The sequence below is a fragment of the Psychrobacter sp. UBA2514 genome, assembly GCF_002341255.1.
Classification (GTDB): Bacteria; Pseudomonadota; Gammaproteobacteria; order Pseudomonadales; family Moraxellaceae; genus Psychrobacter; species Psychrobacter pacificensis.
In genome coordinates this window covers 15,499-33,491 of record NZ_DDNS01000026.1, presented here as the reverse complement: position 1 = coordinate 33,491, position 17,993 = coordinate 15,499, and the positions used below count along the sequence as shown (strand labels likewise).

The following is a 17,993-nucleotide window of genomic DNA, read 5'->3' as shown; positions in this document are numbered from 1 at the left end:
AGCGACGTATGAAACAAATTTTGAAACACTCATTTGAAGCGGTAAGTTTACTGACCACGAACAATGGTATGCTCGATGTGACTATCGTGCCAGCATCTAACCAACCCGATTGGATTATTCCGAGCAGTTTGATTTTGAGCGTCGACGATTATCAAGAGCGTATATCCAAGTATCAGTGGCAAGAGCAAAATCTTGCTGTCTTTCACTTGTTACCGCAAGATAGAACACCAGAGAAAGTCATCATACTAGAGGGTAATACCACCGAGCATCGATTTGCTTTGCAAACGGCAGGTGAGTTGCGCCAATTACAAGCCCGTATTTCTGACGTCAAAGATACAGAGCTTCCCGAGCAGTTTGCGGATACTAGCGTTGATAAAATAGAAGGGCAGTCTGACGAAAACGTTGTGCTCTCTTATCTGTATCAAACCGTTATGATTGACGATAATGTTTATTTGGTACCAGACTTGGACAAAATTGCGCATCATTTGGTGAATTTAGATGACTAGATTCTCGTCTAAGTTTCAGTTATGCTTCACCTCATAGGTAGTACCCGAGCAATGCTGATTACTTTTTGTTATTGAATGAGTTGCTGCCCTATATATAATATCAATTATAAATAACGTTTAATAAAAACTATAGAGCCGCTCATGAATAATTCTAACGTATCAAAATGGTCGCTCAGCAGTCGTATATTTCATTGGATCAGCGCAGTTTTATTATTGATCACATGGGTGATGATACTGCTGCATGAAAATCTCGATAGCAATCTCTATATCGGATTTCACAAAGCGTTTGGGGTAAGTTTGTTGTTTTGGATGATTGCGCGAGTTATCAACCGCATCTTTACCAAAGCGCCACCGTCTATACCAATGCCAAAATGGCAATCGCTGATCTCTAAGTTGTCGCATTTTGCTCTCTATGCTATTTTAATCGCCATGCCGCTTGCTGGTTTATTGATGACGGTATATGGTGGTCGTCCTGTCGATATCTTTGGTTTATTCCAAATACCCGTGTTTGTGACTCCTGATAGGAGTTTGGCACGCTTTTATAATGATTTACATACCGATATTATTTGGCCGATGATTATTGGCTTTACAGCGCTGCATATTGGTGCTGCCTTGTATCATCAGTTTATCAAAAAAGACAATTTAATATCACGTATGAAATGATCTGCTACTGATCAATGCTCGGATGCTGTATACAGCATGCCGTACCAGTAAACTTAAAGATGCAAAAAAGCCCTAAGTATATTACTTAGGGCTTTTTAAGTGATAAATGAGAGTGCTTGCTGTCTAAAGGTCTGATTACAAATTTACTTTTTGTGTTCAGGTAAATTAATGTTCATCTCTAACACATCTAAGCTATCTTCTGAGCGATGATTGATATTGACATCATCAATCTGCACGCCATTCACATATTTGTTAACCACTTCTAAGATTTCACGTTTCATTTTTTCGATACGATCAACCGTTAGGCGGTTATTTAGACGATTTTCGCTAGCAACGATAACCTTGAGGCGTTCGGTAGCTAGATTGGCACTGCCTGCACTACTGCCATCGTCAGTACCGAATAGGCTACTCCAAAATCCTTTTTTCTTAGTCATCATTAACCCCCAAACCAGCGCTGTAGTAAACTCTTTTTCTTCACATCAATATGACGTAGTGGACGCTCTTCGCCTAAGAAACGGGCGACGATATCATCATAACATTGACCAGCAACAGAGTCGGTATAATGAATAACAGGCTCACCGTGGTTCGATGCTTCGAGCACAGAATGGCTCTCAGGCACAACGCCGAGCAATGGTACTTTTAAGATGTCATTTGAGATAGTGTCGATGTCCATCATCTCGTTCGCAGCAGCACGTTCTGCATTGTAACGAGTGATAACCAAGTGCTCACGTACAGAGCCTAGGTTTTCTTCAACCTTTTTCGTTTGACTTTGCAAAATACCGATGATGCGATCCGAGTCACGTACTGAAGAGATCTCAGGGTTGGTAACAATGATGGCTTCGTCAGCGTGATACATGGCCAACTGTGCACCGCGCTCGATACCAGCAGGTGAGTCACAGATGATATAGTCAAACTGTTTAGACAGCTCAGTCATGACCTCTGCGACACCTTCGTCCGTCAATGCGTCTTTATCACGCGTCTGACTAGCAGGAAGGATATACAGGTTTTCAAGCTGTTTGTCTTTGACAAGTGCTTGCGACAAGCGTGCGCTACCGGTAATGACATCAACGAAATCATAAACAATTCGGTTTTCACAACCCATGATCAAGTCTAGATTACGTAGACCTACATCAAAATCAATTACAACCGTTTTATAGCCACGCAATGCTAAACCAGCGGCAAAAGAGGCGCTAGTCGTGGTTTTGCCTACACCGCCTTTACCTGAAGTGATTACAACTATCTTCGCCACAATGGCACACTCCTATGAATCAATGGGATATCTTTTATATAAATAGCACAATTGCATGGTATTTATCTACTAACTATATATGTACTATCTGCGAAGATAGCCTAGCATAAATATATAGATATTTATAGCAAGTCTATATTAAAGCAGAAAAACAACTGAGATATGAGCTATAAAGGGCTTTTGCTTATAAATTTTACAGTTAATGGCGATAATTTTTAGCCGTATGATAGCTATTTAAATATACGGCAAATAACGTTAGAACCAACACTTAATAATAGCTCAATTGTAACGATTAATTTAATATATCTTGTTTTATTTATCTGACACAGCAGCTTATATAATTACAGCTTACCTTACCCAGTTTACTTTACTAGACAATCACCTAACCGTTTATTATTTTTAACTGAGTAATAATTAAGCTTCATCCATAACGGTAAACACCAATCCTTCACCTTCTACAAACTTGACTTGTACAGGTTTATCAATCACATGCTCTGGCAGATTGTCTCGTAAGCAGTAAGTGCCTGCTACAGAAACCAGAGAAGGATTGAAAACTTGGCAAAAAATGCGGGCATCTTTGTCGCCTGTTGCGCCTGCAACCAAGCGGCCTTGCGCACGTCCATAGACATGTAAGCTGTTGTCAGTGATGGCTTCAGCACCGCTATTCACACTGTTTGTCAAAATCAAATCGCCGCCGACATGGTTTAAGCTTTGGCCTGAGCGTAGCATCTGGTCGTAGATGAGGCTGGTAATATGCTGAGCACTTAACAATGTCTCATCTGGAAGACTGGAGATGGTGGTTTCAGTGGCAGGTATATTTGCCGCACTCTCGGTGCTAGTATCGTTGGCTGATTCTGTGCGATTATCTTCTTTAGGTTTATTGGACGGTGTAGGGGCTGTTTTGCTAGGTACGATACGTTCAATGCGTTTACCATCTGCAGGAAAGATGGCCAAGCGCTGCTCACGCGCTTGATCATCAAGTAGGCCTGTCACCACACCGATCGGCTGTAGTCCCCATGACCATAGTAGCTCTACTAAGGCAGATAAATCTTGCTCGACGTCGCTATCGATCAAGATAGGAATGTTGCTTGATTTATTGCTCAGTGTCTCAGTAAGCTGGGCTTCAATAGCGCCCAGATCGCTGGTACTAAACTGTAAACGCGAAAAGGTCAGCATTTTGCCATATAAGGCCAATGCCGGCGCCGTGTTTGTAGTTTGGCTATTGTTGTCTGAAACTGTCATATATAAACCCTTAAAAATAATTCTGTCGCTGTATTCACGGTGTCATTGTTATTATTGTGTCATGCTCATAGCCAGCTCTGCTATAGATTTAGCATGTCTTGATGCTTCCACTGTTGTACTTTTACTTGTGCTTCAAATGCAGTCAAACTGTCATCAATGATACTCGAAATCAGAGTATCAAGTGCACTATTATCGGTGTCTATTTGCGCGATACCACGGGCGATAGCGACCATCAATGAGTCAAGCCGCGCTGGATCAAGCAGGCGCTTATTTAAGGCATAAACAACGTTTTCACCGATGTTGTGTCCGACATGCTGCAGTTGTGATTCGATCAGGCTACCCGCGATAGGAATCATGCGCAAATAGCGTCGCAGCTCAGGAGTATTGGCTAGACCTTCTTCAATAGCGTTGCCCATTTCGCTGGCTAATAGACTGCCACCACCTGATGAGGCAGTCAGCTCCTGTAGTTTTGGTGCAAGCTCTGAGCGCAGAATGGATAATACAGCCGCTTCAATCTCAGCACGGTTGCGCGTGATGGCTGACTCGATAAAAGATTTGTGCGTTTCAGGGTTGGTCAATTCCTGCCTAAAATTTTGGATGGTCGTCAGGATGACACGATCAGAGAGCTCTTCTAATAATAGGTCAATATAGAACTTAATACGATTGATCCATGGCTGCGGGAGTACTTGGTAGCCAAGCTGGTACAATCGGCGTCCGATAACAACGGCTCTAAATAACCGTAACAAACGTAGCTGCGGAAAACAGCCTAAGACTTCGTACCAGTGGACAAAAGGGAAGAAAAACCAGCGATAATAGACTTTTTCTTTGATTGCGATTGCCCAGCGTAATAGTAATTCAGCAACCAAAAATATGGTAAAAAACCCACCAGCGGTACGCAACGGCTCATGCAACGTCGCCTGATACCAGTTGAGTCCCTCGCTGACTGACAGCCATTGTGCAGCATTGGCACTAAAGTCGCTCATCAATACAGCATCCAGACTGATCAGCAGAAGGTCAATACTGATAGCGATAAGCATCACGATATCATAAGTGAGCTTTAAACGACTGGGTTTTGGACGGTTTGGCCTTGGCGGCTCACTATTTGCAAGATGAGGCGACACCGGTGCAGTTGCAATAGGCGGGCTGGTAGTAGGAGAGGCGGGCACAGTCATACCTTATAAATGATAAATGGCACAAAGAAATGAGTAAATTTTTGACGGCTATTAAAAATAACCATCAAAAATCGATGCGTACATGATTAATCACATTATCAATGAATAAGGCCAAAAAACAACCCATCTATGATTAAAAATCATGCATAGCCACTTATAAAGTAATAATGATCATTTGCAACGCGACTATCATCAGTACAGTGCTCACGTATCATCATTAGCCCCTGCGTTATTGATTACTCAAGCGCTTATGGCAGTATGACTAGATTTTGTCCGTTATCGGACTATGAGTGCTGCGTCTTTTAAAAGGTATGTGATGACTTACGGCGTAAGTGAGTCATTTATTGAGCCACTTGAGTTTCAGGGGCTGTCTCAAAATCAGCCAGCATGTCAGTGATGCGCTGATCTTTTTGACGCCAGATGTGTTCAACCCAGTCAAACATCTGTGCTTTTATTGCCTCATCATTTTCATAGCCGCCTTGCTTAATTCCCTCAAACAACGCATCTGGTATATCAATATATCTTAGATCCACGCCCAAACGTTTGATATTGCCTTTCCACAGATCGCTATAGCTTGGTACGCCATCAGGATAGACGATGGTCATATCCAGTATGCCATCGATATCCTCGCCTAGGGCGTTAATCGCAAGGGATAAGCCGCCTGCTCGTGGTTTTAGCAAGTGCGTATAAGGAGACTGCTGTTTGGCATGTTTGGCCTTGGTAAAGCGCGTACCTTCTAGATAGTTGAGCAAGGTGAACGGCTTGTCTTTTAAAAGGGCACAGGCACGCTTGGCCTCTTCGATATCTTTACCTTTAAGTGCTGGGTTTTTGGCGATGGCTTCTTTGGAATGCCTGCGCATCATGGGGAAATCTAAAAAATAAAAAGCTTGCCCAACGATGGGAATATAGATCAGCTCAAATTTAGTAAAAAAGCGCGTCAATGGCAGGCGCTTTTCGCCAATGTATTGCACGATGCTGGTATCGACCCAAGATTGGTGGTTGCTGACCAGAAGGTATTTACCATCGATGCGAATATCATCTGGTAGGCTGATACGCCAATCTTTGCGAGGCAGCATGTCATCGATTAGTGCACTGTTGCTGCTGATCCAGTAAGTCGCGATTTTGATGACCGCTTTATCTGCAATAGGTGCACCCGTGATGACTTTGCTGACACCCATCAACCACAAAGGAATACTACCACCAAAGCTATTGGCAGTGATAACGCTTGCTGCTGTCGCTAATGAAACCGCCTTACCCAGTTTGGGCGTGCGTTTGTGCAGTTTTCGAATGGTAGATGTCAGTCGCATGCTTAATCCTCTTGGTTCAGTTTAATTAATAAGTAAGCCATATATTTCACAAGTCGATGTTTTAGATATTGCCAAAACTGCTCATATGATTGATGACCAATAATCCAGTGGACTAAGCGCTAATCATAGAAGCGTTGCTGGTTAATTCCTGATACAGCGGTCATTTGACGATGAGAAATTTGGCCACATAATTTTAGCAGAAACGTTTCGCAGTGTACGAGTGTAAACGTGACTAGTGATAACAAGGAACAGGTATTGGATAGTTTAGATGCTAAGAAATACCGTAAAGTTAATCTGCACTTCTCATACATAGGTGTGACAAAATATTACACAGAGTTAGATTGTAATTGCCATAATAATGACGAAAGTAAATAAGTACTTAATAAGATTAACGGACAATCTTGATAAAGCACGATTTATAATATTTTAAACTTATAGAGGAAATATCATGCGTAATACATTATTAATTGCAGCAGTAGCATCAGGTCTAGCACTTAGCGGTTGTACGACTGATCCAAACACTGGGCAGCAACGTTTGAATAAAGCTGCATTGGGCGGCCTAGTTGGTGCAGCAGGTGGCGCAACTATCTCAAAAGCAACAGGCGGCGAAAAGACTGGTCGTGATGCTGCTATCGGTGCGGCACTGGGTGCTGGCGTTGGTTATTACATGGAGCGTCAGGCTCGTCAGCTTGAGCAGCAAATGGCTGGTACAGGCGTGACTGTTAACCAAAACCCAACCACGGGTAACATTGATCTTGTTATGCCAGGTAGCATCACTTTCTCGTTTGATAGTGCAACACTTAACTCATCATTCAAGCCAACGCTAGACAAGCTTGCTTCAACCATGAACCAGTATAACCAGAACACAATCACGATCGCTGGTCACACTGATAGCCAAGGTTCAGCATCTTACAACATGGGTCTGTCACGCGACCGTGCTTACTCAGTTGCCAACTATCTAACGGCTCGCGGTATTGCTTCTAACCGTATCAATGTAGTTGCTTATGGCGAGTCACGTCCAGTTGCTACTAACAACACTGAATCTGGTCGTCAGCAAAACCGCCGTGTTGAGCTAACGGTTAATGCACCACAAAGCGTCAACTAATCGACAGTTCTATATAGCTATTTGATAGGTGCAAATGATTTTCACGCACTTATCTAGCAAAAAGAGTCAGCGATATGTTGGCTCTTTTTTTATGCGCTAAATTTTGATTGAACAAACTCGATAGTTAGGATAGCGCAGGTATAATATCTGCTGTCCAAAATAGAATAGTGCTCGTTTAGTATTTGATGACATTTTATAAAAGGATCATAAAGATTAATGATTATTAACATAAAATTAAGTATTGATAACGATTATCAATAACACTATAATTTGTTAGTGTTTTATTACTGAATAGTTACAAGCTTGATAATATGCGATAAGCATAAATATACGAGATCAAATCAGCTGATTAAGGCGTGATTTGATAATCGATATGATGGAAGCCATTTAACCAAAACGAATTTTGCTATCTCTTTGAGGATTTGTATGACGATTACCATAGAAACACGCCGTAAGATTTTACCAACTACTTTAGCTGTTGCACTTGCAGGATTGTTAATGGTATCGGGCTGTACCAAAAAAACCGAAGAAGACACTGCTCCTACTGAGATGCAGACAGAGGTTGTAAGCACAGAAACAGGCGACAATACAGAAATATCAGCTGCCGAAAAAGCACATATTGATAGGTTGGTCATCAGCTACGCAAATATGGCCCATGCAGCCTACAAGGATTCGCTAGAGACAGCCGAAAAACTCCAGACAGCGGTAAATACGTTTGTGGCAACACCGACACAAGCCAACCTTGATGCTGCCAAAGCTGCGTACAAAGCGGCTCGTCAGCCGTACTCACAGACGGAAATTTTCCGTTTTGATGAAGGGTTTGTGACGGCAAATGATAAGCGCGCGATCAAAAGCGTCGATAGCTGGGAAGGTCAAATCAACGCTTGGCCGCTAGATGAGGCGCTGATCGATTATGTCAGTGATGACTATGAAGGTGAGTACAACAGTCAAGAAAATATCATCAATAGCGATAGCATTACGGTCGGTAGTACCAAGCAAGATACCAGTACAATTACACCTGAGCTGCTTGCCGACATGAACGAGATTGGCGGTAGCGAAGCCAATGTAACGACTGGCTATCATGCGATTGAGTTTATGCTATGGGGTCAAGACACCAATGGCGTAAAAGAAGGCGCGGGTAATCGCCCAGTCACTGATTATGTGACGGAAGCTGAACAATGTACCAGCGGTGATACGGTCAATGAAGATGCCAGTATTTGTGAGCGTCGCGGTGAGTTTTTAAAAGCCGCTACTCAACTACTGGTGGATGATTTGACCGCAATGGAAGCCCAGTGGCAGCCTGATACCGAAAATACTTTACGCAGTGATTTGCTTGCGCGTAAATATGACAATGGCCTGCGTCAGATCATGTACCAAATGGGTAGTTTAGCACTGGGTGAGCTTGCGTCTGAGCGTATGCAGGTCGCTTTTGTCACAGGGTCTACCGAAGATGAGCACGAATGCTTTAGTGACTTGACGCATCTGAGCTATGCCAATAATGTCCGCGGTATCCAAAATGTCTTTAATGGTAGCTACCAGACAGTCGCTGGTAAAACAGTCGGTGGCTATGGTGTTAAAGACTATCTCGTTGACAGCAGTCATGTAGAGGAAGCTGATAAATTGGCCGCTGACTTTAGTAAAGTCGAAGGTGCATTCAACGTCATGGTTGAAAAGGGCGAGAAAGAAGGCGTCAAAATTGACCAAATGATTGCAACGGTTGGTCAAGCAAGTCAAGAAGGCGTTTCTGCTGAAGAGCAGAATATCCGTCGCGGCTGGGTAGAAGCGGGTATTAATAGCTTGCAAGAGCTGACCGCTGGTATCGAAAATGCCGCAAAAGCCGTTGGTATTGATAATCTTGATGCAGATGCAGGGTCACAGTTTTAAGCAGACACCAAGTAGCTAAAAGGTGCTTATTATCTGTATAAGACTTACCTTGATAAAATGATCAGTTGGGTAAATAGACGTTATCAACGATGGTTGGCAACGTCTATTTATCCGTTTCAAAATAGGCCAATAAGGCTATATTCTGAACCAGACTATCGATGCCAATGACAACGTGATCGATATCGACTTGATGTTTCTACTCTAAAACTAAGGCGCTTGATGTTTATGAAAGCCATCTATCCAAAGTCTTCTGTTTTTCTTCTTCCTTCTGCCATAATACAAAATTTGCCATCCAAGCTTGCACTGCTCATGATGGGTGCAGCGGCGCTAAGCGCATGTCAACCAGCTGATAGCGTTTCGAATAAGACCTCGGATAATGAGGGCAGCGCAAGCACCAGTGAAACAACTCAACCGCTCACCTTTGAACGTGCCGAAAATATCGAAGCACTGGCTGGCGTGCCGATGCAGCAATTGATCAGCTTTGATCCTCAAGAGATCAAGCAAGGCGGTGATACGGGTATCAGTATTACCAGTGCTGAAAGCTACTCTAAGCCTTCATCGAACCTGACAGCGTCGCGTAAGGGTTCGTTTTTTATCGGTAATGCATTCTTTAAGCAGCCTTGGGTCGTCGCTCCTGCCAGTACCGACAGTCGAGATGGGCTTGGTGCGCTATTCAATGTGGCGGCTTGTCAGTCTTGCCATATCAAAGACGGCCGCGGTCATGCGCCCATGACTGCCGATGATGATGCGGACAGTTTATTGCTTCGTCTCTCTATGCCAGCAACGACGGATGAGCAGCGTCAGCAGTTACAGGACTCGCTGATTGAAAAGGTCGTCCACCCTATGTATGGTGGGCAATTGCAAGATCGGGGTATCCAAGGTGTCCCTGCTGAAGCCAGAATTGCGGTGCAGTGGACAGATAAGCCAGTCACTTTCGCTGATGGGCATATTGAGACGCTACGTGCGCCAACCTTTAATCTGACCAACCCTGGTTATGGCGCTTTTGATGAGGCGATGATGGTATCACCACGAGTGGCGCTCCCAATGATTGGGCTTGGGCTGCTAGAGCAAATACCTGAGGATGATATTAAAAAACAAGCAAACGATAATAGCAATAGCGACATCAGTGGTAAGTTCAATTGGGTGATGGATCCACAGACGGGTAAACGTGCGCTTGGACGTTTTGGCTGGAAAGCCGGTCAAACCAAACTGATTACCCAAAATCAAAGTGCTTTTAACGAAGACATGGGGTTGACGTCAAACATTCGTCCTCATGAGTCCTGCATGCCGACCCAGACCGTCTGCTTAAATGCGACAACAGGTGCTGATGAGCAAGGCAATGGCAAACCGCCCGTTGAAGTGAACGACGATGTTGCCAAGTTTGTGGAGTTTTATACCCGTAATTTGGCAGTGCCGCACCGCCGTAATGCGGATGATAAGCTTGTGCTGGCGGGTAAAAAGCGTTTTTATGACATGGGCTGTCAAAGCTGCCATACGCCAAGATATCAGCTGCCAAAAACTGACGACGATCATCTTGAGCAGCATGGACAAGTGATTTATCCTTACACCGATTTATTGCTACATGACATGGGAGATGACCTTGCTGATCGTACTATCGCGGGTAAGCTACCATCCAAAGACGCTCAAGTTGAGTTTTTAGCCAATTCTTATGAATGGCGCACGCCCGCACTTTGGGGCGTGGGACTTGCGCAAACGGTTGATCCACAAGCGACGTTTTTGCATGATGGACGCGCTCGTACGCTGATGGAAGCGGTTCTTTGGCACGGCGGAGAAGCCGAAAAGCAACAGCAACAAGTATTGAAGTTAGACAAGCAAGGTCGCGCCGAGCTAAATGCGTTCTTAAAGTCGCTATAATAAGGTCACTGTAATACAGTCACTATTATAAAATCAGCATAAAAACGCTATAAATTACTACCTATAACATTACCGAGAAATCTATGAAAATAAATCACGCTTTGGCGATGGCGCTATCTGCATTGAGTGCCGGTCTGCTGATTAGCTGTGTTAAACCTGCCGACGACAAAAAATCTGCAGAAGTGGATAGTCAAGAAGTTGCAAAAGACAATACAGCTACTGACAGCTCAGCAGAAAGCAGCAAGGAAAGCACTGCGCAGATCGTTGCGGTAGATATCAGCCCTGAGACTCAAAAAACGTATTTGACGCATGTGGCAGAGGACATTGTCCTTCCTGCGTATGCTAGTGCCGCAAAGCAAAGTGATCTATTAAATGAATTGGCGCAGAAACATTGTCAGCAAGCACCCGTCAGCGGCGCTGAGCTACAGGCATTACGCGCGCAGTGGTTAGTATTGGCACAAGCGTGGTCGAGTGCTGAGATGATTAATTTTGGTCCTGCGACTGCCAGCATGAGCAATCTGTACATCAACTATTATCCTGATGAGCGCGGCTTGGTACATAGCGGTGTGTCTGATTTGATTGCTGCCAATCCAACACTCACGCCAGAGCAGCTCGCGGGCGAAAGCGCTATCGTACAAGGTGTACCAGGACTAGAAGAAGCCTTGTTTGCCAATGAGAGCTTAAATGCTGGTCAATGCGCTTACGTGATTAGTGCGAGTGGTGCTTTGAGCACACGCCTAAAGGACATCGACAAAAACTGGCAGCAAAACGCGACTGAGTTATTGGCGATAGACAAGTCTGCTGAGAGCGATCAAGGCTTGAACCAATGGTTTAACTCGCTATTGTCATTAGTTGAGACAATGAAGTCTAATGCTATTGACCAGCCGCTCGGTCTGACGGGTAAAGCAAAAGGTCATTTGCCAGCGGCTACTGCTGGTCAAAGCCGAGCTATTATCAATGCAAAACTAGATGCTATCAATAAAGCCATGACAGATCCCGTATTGACGGCGATACTTAATAGCAATGATGAGAGCACAGTCGCTAATAATCTATCGACGGCACTGGCTGATACCACGACCCTATTGGCACAAATGCCAGAAGATTTATCAGCCGCAGACAAAGACGATCAACAAGCGTTATATGACCATCTCACTACCGTCACTCGCTTGATTAAACGCGAGTTAATCCCAGCACTCGGTATCCGTGTGGGCTTTAATAGCACCGATGGCGATTAAGTGATGTTTACTGCTAAAGGTAATACGGTGTCAGAAGGTGAGCATCATGACAGATCAAATGAGCCAAAAGCCAGTTCAATAAGCCGTGAGCTTTTGACGACGTCAATGCTCACGGCAGTCGGCACCGCGGCTCTGGTCGGTATTCACCATCATTATCGTAAGCAGCAGCATCCAGATGCCAGTTTACAAGATTATGTGGCGGGTATGCGAGCGCAGTTACAAGCATTGCAGCCGGCCACTGGCTCAACGCCAAACCTTAAACGCTTTCGCTATGCTTGTCAGCAAGCAGCGGTGAAGTGGCAGCAGGCTTATCATCAAGCGATAGATGATGAGAGTAACGTGCTTGATCTTACTGCTGTGCATACGACGACGATGCTCGCACGGCCTGTTCGCTGGGTCAGCGGCGTTGCCTCTATGCCAAAAAATAACGCGTCATTGAATCAAAATGAGCATGACTTTGGCGTGGTAGGCATTGATGCTGATAGACAAATCGTTTGGCAGACGACCATGCCTGAGCGTGTCCATGACATCGTTGTTCAGCCTACAAATGTATCTGAATCTCAAGTTCAGGATAGCAATGTCGACCAAAGGCGCGATGTCGTCGTCATGGGTCGTCGTCCAAGTGAAAAATTCTGGGTGCTTGATGCCTCAAATGGACAAGTACAACATGCGATCAAAGCGGATTTACATCGTCACTTTTATGGTCATGCTTGCTATAGCTTAGATGGTGAGCTGCTGTATGTGACTGAAAATGACACCGTCAGTCTGGCAGGTAAAATCGGTGTTTATGATACTAACGACGCTTATAAAAAAGTAGCAGAATTTAACTCTTATGGCATCGGCCCGCATGAGCTGATTATGCATCCCGATGGAGAAACATTAGTCATTGCAAACGGTGGCATTAAGACTGAGCAGGCCTCACGTGAAGAGCTAAATTTAGACACTATGCGACCATCGCTGGTCTACCTGAATCGTCATGACGGCACACTGCTTGAGCAAGTGGTGCCTGAGCACAATCAGATGAGCATACGTCATTTAGCGATGCACAATGATGGCACTGTCATGATCGGTATTCAGTTCCAAGGCGAAAAGCATATCAATGTACCGTTAGTACTGACTCACCAGCGCGGTGATGTTAGCTTTGCGCCACTGACTATGCCAAACAATCAATGGCAACGCTTTCATCAATATATTGCGAGCGTCGCCGTTGATAGCGACCGTAATTTGCTTTGTGTGACCACTCCGATTGGTGGCTGTGCGGCAATTTATGACTTACATACTCGAAAGTTGATTGATGATGTGAGCTTGCCAGATTGTGCAGGGGCATCCGTCTTATCCAGTGCCAATAGATCAACGAACAAAGTCGACGATCCTATCGAGTCATCAGGATTTATTGTGAGTGATGGGCAAGGGCAATTGACCGCGTTAAGAGTGAGTGTTTCGTCAGATTCAAAATTGAATGGTAAAGATGATAAGCATATTAGTACAGACAGCCAGTTGCATATGATGTCCTTTGATAACCATTTGCAAGCGTTATAATACGTAGCCATTGGCACAGTTACTGTCATTGAGGAGATAAAACATTAGCTTGGAAATCCGTTTAGATGCTATTAGACAGCAGCTCGCACAGGCAGATATTGAGCTACATATCAGCAAAAAGCGTGTCAAAAACATCAATTTTCGTTTAAAGCCGCATGTCTTGATGGTTTCTGTACCACTGCATATTAGTGATTCACAAGCTGCTGACGCGGTGGCGCGGCGAGTGTCTTGGGCGATTAACCACCATCCACAAGTGCTAGAACAGCATCAACGCAAACAAGGCGCACCATCAGACCTTACAACTGCTGACCAGCCTATTTATCTATGGGGTAAAGTACAGCCACTTACCTTAAGTCATGGTGAAAAAGTTGCCTACTATCGCCAGCAGCTCTCCGATGTCATGCCGTCGCTATTTGAGAAATGGCAGCCAATCGTTGGCACTTACGCCAATGAGATACGAGTAAAAAAAATGCACACACGCTGGGGCAGCTGTAACACGCGCGCGAAGCGAATCTGGCTGTCCGTTTATCTTCCTGCCTATCCTATCGAATGCACCGAATACGTCATCGTCCATGAACTGTGCCATTTGCATCATGCCAATCATAGCCCTGCATTTTGGCAAACGGTGGCGAGTGCCATGCCAGATTATCGGCAATGGCATAATATACTGGCAGGCAAGAGAGGGCAGTTGGATTGAGAGATCCATATATTGATGACATCGTTCTGATAAGCCTTTTGCCACACTTAGAATAACTTTCGTCTATGAGTCCATTAATTCTTTGAGCGACTTTCCCATCTAAATGGCTTTCACTGTGTGAGAGTAATTTGTCTCTCTTTTTTCATCCTATTTAAAACGGCGACACATGTTGATAAGACTGATATGATAAGAAATAACGATACAAATCGTGTCGTTTAAATCAAATTTTATATACAAGGATGGCAGATGGAAAATGTCAATCAAGCTGAGTTTTGGCAGGAGCGCTATGAGAAAAACAGTACTGGCTGGGATATGGGACAAGTATCACCACCGCTCAAAGCTTACATTGACCAGCTACTCGAAAGTGCCAAGGATGAGGCAATACTTGTACCAGGTGCTGGTAATGCTTACGAGGTAGGCTATCTATATGAGCAAGGATTTACCAATGTCACGTTGGTCGATTTTGCGCCAGCCCCGATTGAAGCCTTTGCGGCGCGTTATCCCGACTTCCCATCTGAGCAGTTAATTTGTGCGGACTTTTTTAACTTATCAGCTGAGCAGTATCAATTTGATTGGATACTGGAGCAGACGTTTTTTTGTGCGATTAATCCAGTGCGCCGTGATGAGTATGTGCAGCAGATGGCAAGGTTACTAAAACCACAAGGCAAACTGGTTGGTTTGTTATTTGATACTGACTTTGGACGAGAGGAACCACCATTTGGTGGCACTAAAGAAGAGTACCAGCAGCGTTTTCAAAGCCATTTTGATATTGATATTATGGAACCTAGCTATAATTCACATCCAGCACGGCAAGGTAGTGAGTTATTTATAAAGCTGCGAGCGAAATAAGCTCGCGCTTGATATTGTCCCGAGCTTGCGCTTCTAATTGGCTATAGTAATAATCAGTCAAATAGAGTTTGGGATGCGCTAGTAATCCTTGTAATACCGCAGTGCGCCCATCACGGTAGTTGTCATCTGCGACGTGTGCATACTCTTGACGTATCGCTTGTGCATACTGCTGATAGGTAGACCAAGGCGCACCCAAAATACTCAAATCCATATCTAGCAGATATGCCGCATCACTGTATTCAACACTATATATCGACTCATCTATCTGATGATTGGCCGTCATCATGATGAGTGCGTAGATGTCTTGGCATTGCTCCGGACGTAGATAAGAACTCAGTGCGTCTACGGCATATTCAGCGCTTTTTTGCTCATTATCTACGCGTGTTGGGTCGTATATCACATCATGATAATACAGTGCCAACGCCACGATATATGGCTCAAACAGATGGTGTTTAATGCTTTCAAACTGTACCAATAACTGCTCAATATGACTCAGGGTATGATAAGCCCTCTGCGGTTCACCGTAGCGCACAGAGATATCTTGCCAGAGGGTTTGTACGTCGTCTGGTGTCACATCACTATTGAGAGCAGACAAGCATAAGTAAAAATGATTGCCCAGCTCCATATTTATAGGTGGCAATTCATTCATAATTAACCTTTGTCACTTTGCATTTATTTTGTATTAGCCGCATCTTTAAATGCCTTATTAAATACTTCTCCGAGCAAGCTGATATCATCGACACGCGCATAGTTCAGACGGGTGACAAAAGCAATATGGCGGTGTGGTCCTTCTTCAGCTAGAGGTACAGCGACGGCATTTTGGTTTTGCAGATGCAACTGATCGAGTGCCATTTCAGGCACTAGCGTCGTACCCATGTTGGCAAGCGCCATTTGAATCAGCGTGTTTAGACTGGCATCCGAGAAGCTTGATTTCATCTGTGCACGGTCAAAATGACAGACAGATAGCGTCTGATCGGTTAGGCAGTGGCCTTCACCAAGGAGCATAAGATTGGCAGTAGCTAGCTCGTCAGCGCTGATGGTATCAAGCTTGGCATGTACATCGTCTTTTGGGAAGACGGCAAAGAAGTCTTCACTCCAAAACTCAAAACTGTGCAGGCCATCTACAGCATATGGCAGCGCAATGATAGCCGTATCGATATGACCGTAGCGCACTTGCTCAAGCAACCGCTCGGTTTGCTGCTCAACGATCGTCATGCGAAACTCTGGATACTGAGCACGCAGGGCTGGTAGAACCTTTGGTAGCAAGTAAGGCGCAATCGTGGGAATGATACCGACGGTCATCGGATACGCTAGCGGCGTCTGATGGCTATGGGCGCGTGTGGTCAAATCACTCACTTCAGAGAACACGCGCTGTGCCCTTGTGAGGATTTCTTGACCGATAGGCGTAATCAGTACTTGCTTGTTATTGCGCTCAAAAATCTGTGTGTCTAGCTGTTTTTCTAATTCTGCGATACCCAAGCTCAGGGCAGACTGCGAAATATTGCAATCTTCGGCAGCACGTTTGAAGTGGCGATGTTTGGCCACAGCTAGCGCAAACTCAAGTTGTCGTAAAGTAATCATAAAACCTCTCTTTTAATGGGTTTTTAATGTAATTTATCCTGTTAGCCAACCTTTATAAGGCAGCAAATTACCAGTTATGTCCCAATGATAGGATATAGAAAGCATAGTTTAACAAGTTTAATAAAACAAAACATCACATTAAAAACTTTTAACTGGATTAACTATAGAATTCGCGTATAGTTTGTCGGGTAGCCCAGAAAGCTAAAGGGCTAGTTAAAAAATCCCTATAAATAATTTTAATTTACTTAACAAGAGAGGAGCCAATCATGGCGTCTATTATCAATCAAGAAATCCCAGAATTTTCAGCCGATGCCTATGTAAACGGCGAATTCAAAACTATCACTTCAGAAGACGTAAAAGGCAACTGGGCGATCTTCCTATTTTACCCAGCTGATTTTACTTTTGTTTGCCCAACTGAGCTAGAAGACATGGCCGCTCATTACGAGGAGCTAAAAGGTCTTGGTGTCGAAGTATACTCAGTATCAACTGACACGCATTTCACGCACAAAGCATGGCATGATTCTTCAGAAGCGATCGGCAAAGTACAGTATCCAATGATCGGCGATCCTACTGGTAAAATCACTCGCGGCTTCAATGTCATGATTGAAGAAGCAGGTCTAGCAGAGCGTGGTACGTTCTTAGTAGATCCTGATGGTCTGATCCAAGTAGCAGAAATTCATGCTGGCGGTATCGGCCGTAGCGCAAAAGATATGCTACGTAAAGTAAAAGCCGCTCAGTACGTTCGTGAAAACGACGGCGAAGTTTGCCCAGCAGCTTGGGAACAAGGTGGCGATACACTTAAGCCAAGTCTTGACCTAGTTGGTAAAATCTAAGTAGCTATTTCATCCCTTAGATAAAGTAGCGCTGACTTTTATACTTTTAGTGTGAATCAGTTCTACAAATAAAGACCCCATTAACTGATGTTGATGGGGTTTTTTTATGGCGCTAGCTACAATCTTATGAGTCTTATTTATTGATCATAAGCGTAGTAGGCGTAGTATAGTCGAACCACTATTAAAGTGTTACAGCGTTAGACTCGTTTAGCCTACTACTGTAGTACTTGCACTCGTCTGCCTTGTACCACTTTTA

General features: G+C 44.3%; 17 protein-coding genes. 10 read left to right on the top strand and 7 right to left on the bottom strand.

Translation table 11 applies throughout. The features are described 5' to 3' along the window. Positions 1 to 8 precede the first annotated feature (8 nt). Together B3V51_RS08370 and B3V51_RS08365 are read left to right on the top strand one after the other, a co-directional pair. Positions 9 to 506, top strand: a complete 498-nt coding sequence (locus B3V51_RS08370) for a hypothetical protein (protein WP_058025479.1) — start codon at positions 9 to 11, stop codon at positions 504 to 506. Between the two features lie 141 nt (positions 507 to 647). Continuing rightward, positions 648 to 1,169 (top strand): cytochrome b, encoded by a 522-nt coding sequence (locus tag B3V51_RS08365; protein WP_186473654.1) that lies wholly within the window; start codon positions 648 to 650, stop codon positions 1,167 to 1,169. A 143-nt stretch (positions 1,170 to 1,312) separates the two neighbouring features. On the opposite strand, the gene minE is transcribed toward B3V51_RS08365, so the two are convergent. The 5 genes from minE to B3V51_RS08340 all read right to left on the bottom strand — a co-directional run bounded on the left by minE (position 1,313) and on the right by B3V51_RS08340 (position 6,139). Beyond that, entirely contained in the window at positions 1,313 to 1,603 is a 291-nt protein-coding gene (gene minE / locus B3V51_RS08360; protein ID WP_071003763.1) for a cell division topological specificity factor MinE, read from the bottom strand. 2 nt (positions 1,604 to 1,605) lie between these two features. Further along, entirely contained in the window at positions 1,606 to 2,418 is an 813-nt protein-coding gene (gene minD, locus B3V51_RS08355; protein ID WP_058025481.1) for a septum site-determining protein MinD, read from the bottom strand. 414 nt (positions 2,419 to 2,832) lie between these two features. Then, positions 2,833 to 3,660, bottom strand: coding sequence for a septum site-determining protein MinC (gene minC, locus B3V51_RS08350; RefSeq protein WP_186473656.1), 828 nt, complete (start codon positions 3,658 to 3,660; stop codon positions 2,833 to 2,835). 80 nt (positions 3,661 to 3,740) lie between these two features. Continuing rightward, on the bottom strand, positions 3,741 to 4,832 hold the full coding sequence (locus tag B3V51_RS08345; protein ID WP_286708232.1) for a hypothetical protein: 1,092 nt from the start codon (positions 4,830 to 4,832) through the stop codon (positions 3,741 to 3,743). Positions 4,833 to 5,173: 341 nt separating this feature from the next. Then, complete coding sequence (locus B3V51_RS08340) at positions 5,174 to 6,139, bottom strand: acyltransferase (RefSeq protein ID WP_212564181.1); 966 nt, start codon at positions 6,137 to 6,139, stop codon at positions 5,174 to 5,176. A 448-nt stretch (positions 6,140 to 6,587) separates the two neighbouring features. On the opposite strand from B3V51_RS08340, the gene B3V51_RS08335 reads away from it, so the two are divergent. From B3V51_RS08335 to B3V51_RS08305, 7 genes are all read left to right on the top strand, one after another. After that, a complete protein-coding gene (locus B3V51_RS08335) occupies positions 6,588 to 7,244 on the top strand; it encodes an OmpA family protein (protein WP_212564182.1) in 657 nt (218 codons plus the stop codon). A 426-nt stretch (positions 7,245 to 7,670) separates the two neighbouring features. Further along, positions 7,671 to 9,128 (top strand): imelysin family protein, encoded by a 1,458-nt coding sequence (locus B3V51_RS08330; protein ID WP_286708231.1) that lies wholly within the window; start codon positions 7,671 to 7,673, stop codon positions 9,126 to 9,128. Between the two features lie 225 nt (positions 9,129 to 9,353). After that, entirely contained in the window at positions 9,354 to 11,003 is a 1,650-nt protein-coding gene (locus tag B3V51_RS08325) for a di-heme oxidoredictase family protein (RefSeq protein WP_284719685.1), read from the top strand. Between the two features lie 83 nt (positions 11,004 to 11,086). Further along, positions 11,087 to 12,238 carry an imelysin family protein gene (locus tag B3V51_RS08320; RefSeq protein ID WP_284719684.1) on the top strand — a complete coding sequence of 384 codons (1,152 nt, stop codon included), beginning with the start codon at positions 11,087 to 11,089 and terminating at the stop codon, positions 12,236 to 12,238. 3 nt (positions 12,239 to 12,241) lie between these two features. Beyond that, positions 12,242 to 13,777, top strand: coding sequence for a DUF1513 domain-containing protein (locus B3V51_RS08315; protein WP_286708230.1), 1,536 nt, complete (start codon positions 12,242 to 12,244; stop codon positions 13,775 to 13,777). Positions 13,778 to 13,826: 49 nt separating this feature from the next. Then, a complete protein-coding gene (locus B3V51_RS08310) occupies positions 13,827 to 14,474 on the top strand; it encodes a M48 family metallopeptidase (RefSeq protein ID WP_228724535.1) in 648 nt (215 codons plus the stop codon). Between the two features lie 246 nt (positions 14,475 to 14,720). Next, a complete protein-coding gene (locus B3V51_RS08305) occupies positions 14,721 to 15,323 on the top strand; it encodes a methyltransferase domain-containing protein (protein WP_284719681.1) in 603 nt (200 codons plus the stop codon). Here the strand turns inward: B3V51_RS08305 and B3V51_RS08300 are convergent. Further along, the gene (locus tag B3V51_RS08300; RefSeq protein ID WP_093069328.1) at positions 15,301 to 15,972 is read right to left on the bottom strand and encodes a hypothetical protein; all 672 of its coding nucleotides are present in this window, start codon (positions 15,970 to 15,972) and stop codon (positions 15,301 to 15,303) included. The two genes, B3V51_RS08305 and B3V51_RS08300, sit on opposite strands and share 23 nt — an antisense overlap. Positions 15,973 to 15,995: 23 nt before the next feature. Then, positions 15,996 to 16,904, bottom strand: a complete 909-nt coding sequence (locus tag B3V51_RS08295) for a hydrogen peroxide-inducible genes activator (protein WP_058025493.1) — start codon at positions 16,902 to 16,904, stop codon at positions 15,996 to 15,998. A 266-nt stretch (positions 16,905 to 17,170) separates the two neighbouring features. On the opposite strand from B3V51_RS08295, the gene ahpC reads away from it, so the two are divergent. After that, positions 17,171 to 17,737: an alkyl hydroperoxide reductase subunit C gene (gene ahpC / locus B3V51_RS08290; RefSeq protein ID WP_286708229.1), complete on the top strand. Its 567-nt coding sequence runs from the start codon at positions 17,171 to 17,173 to the stop codon at positions 17,735 to 17,737. Positions 17,738 to 17,993 lie beyond the last annotated feature (256 nt).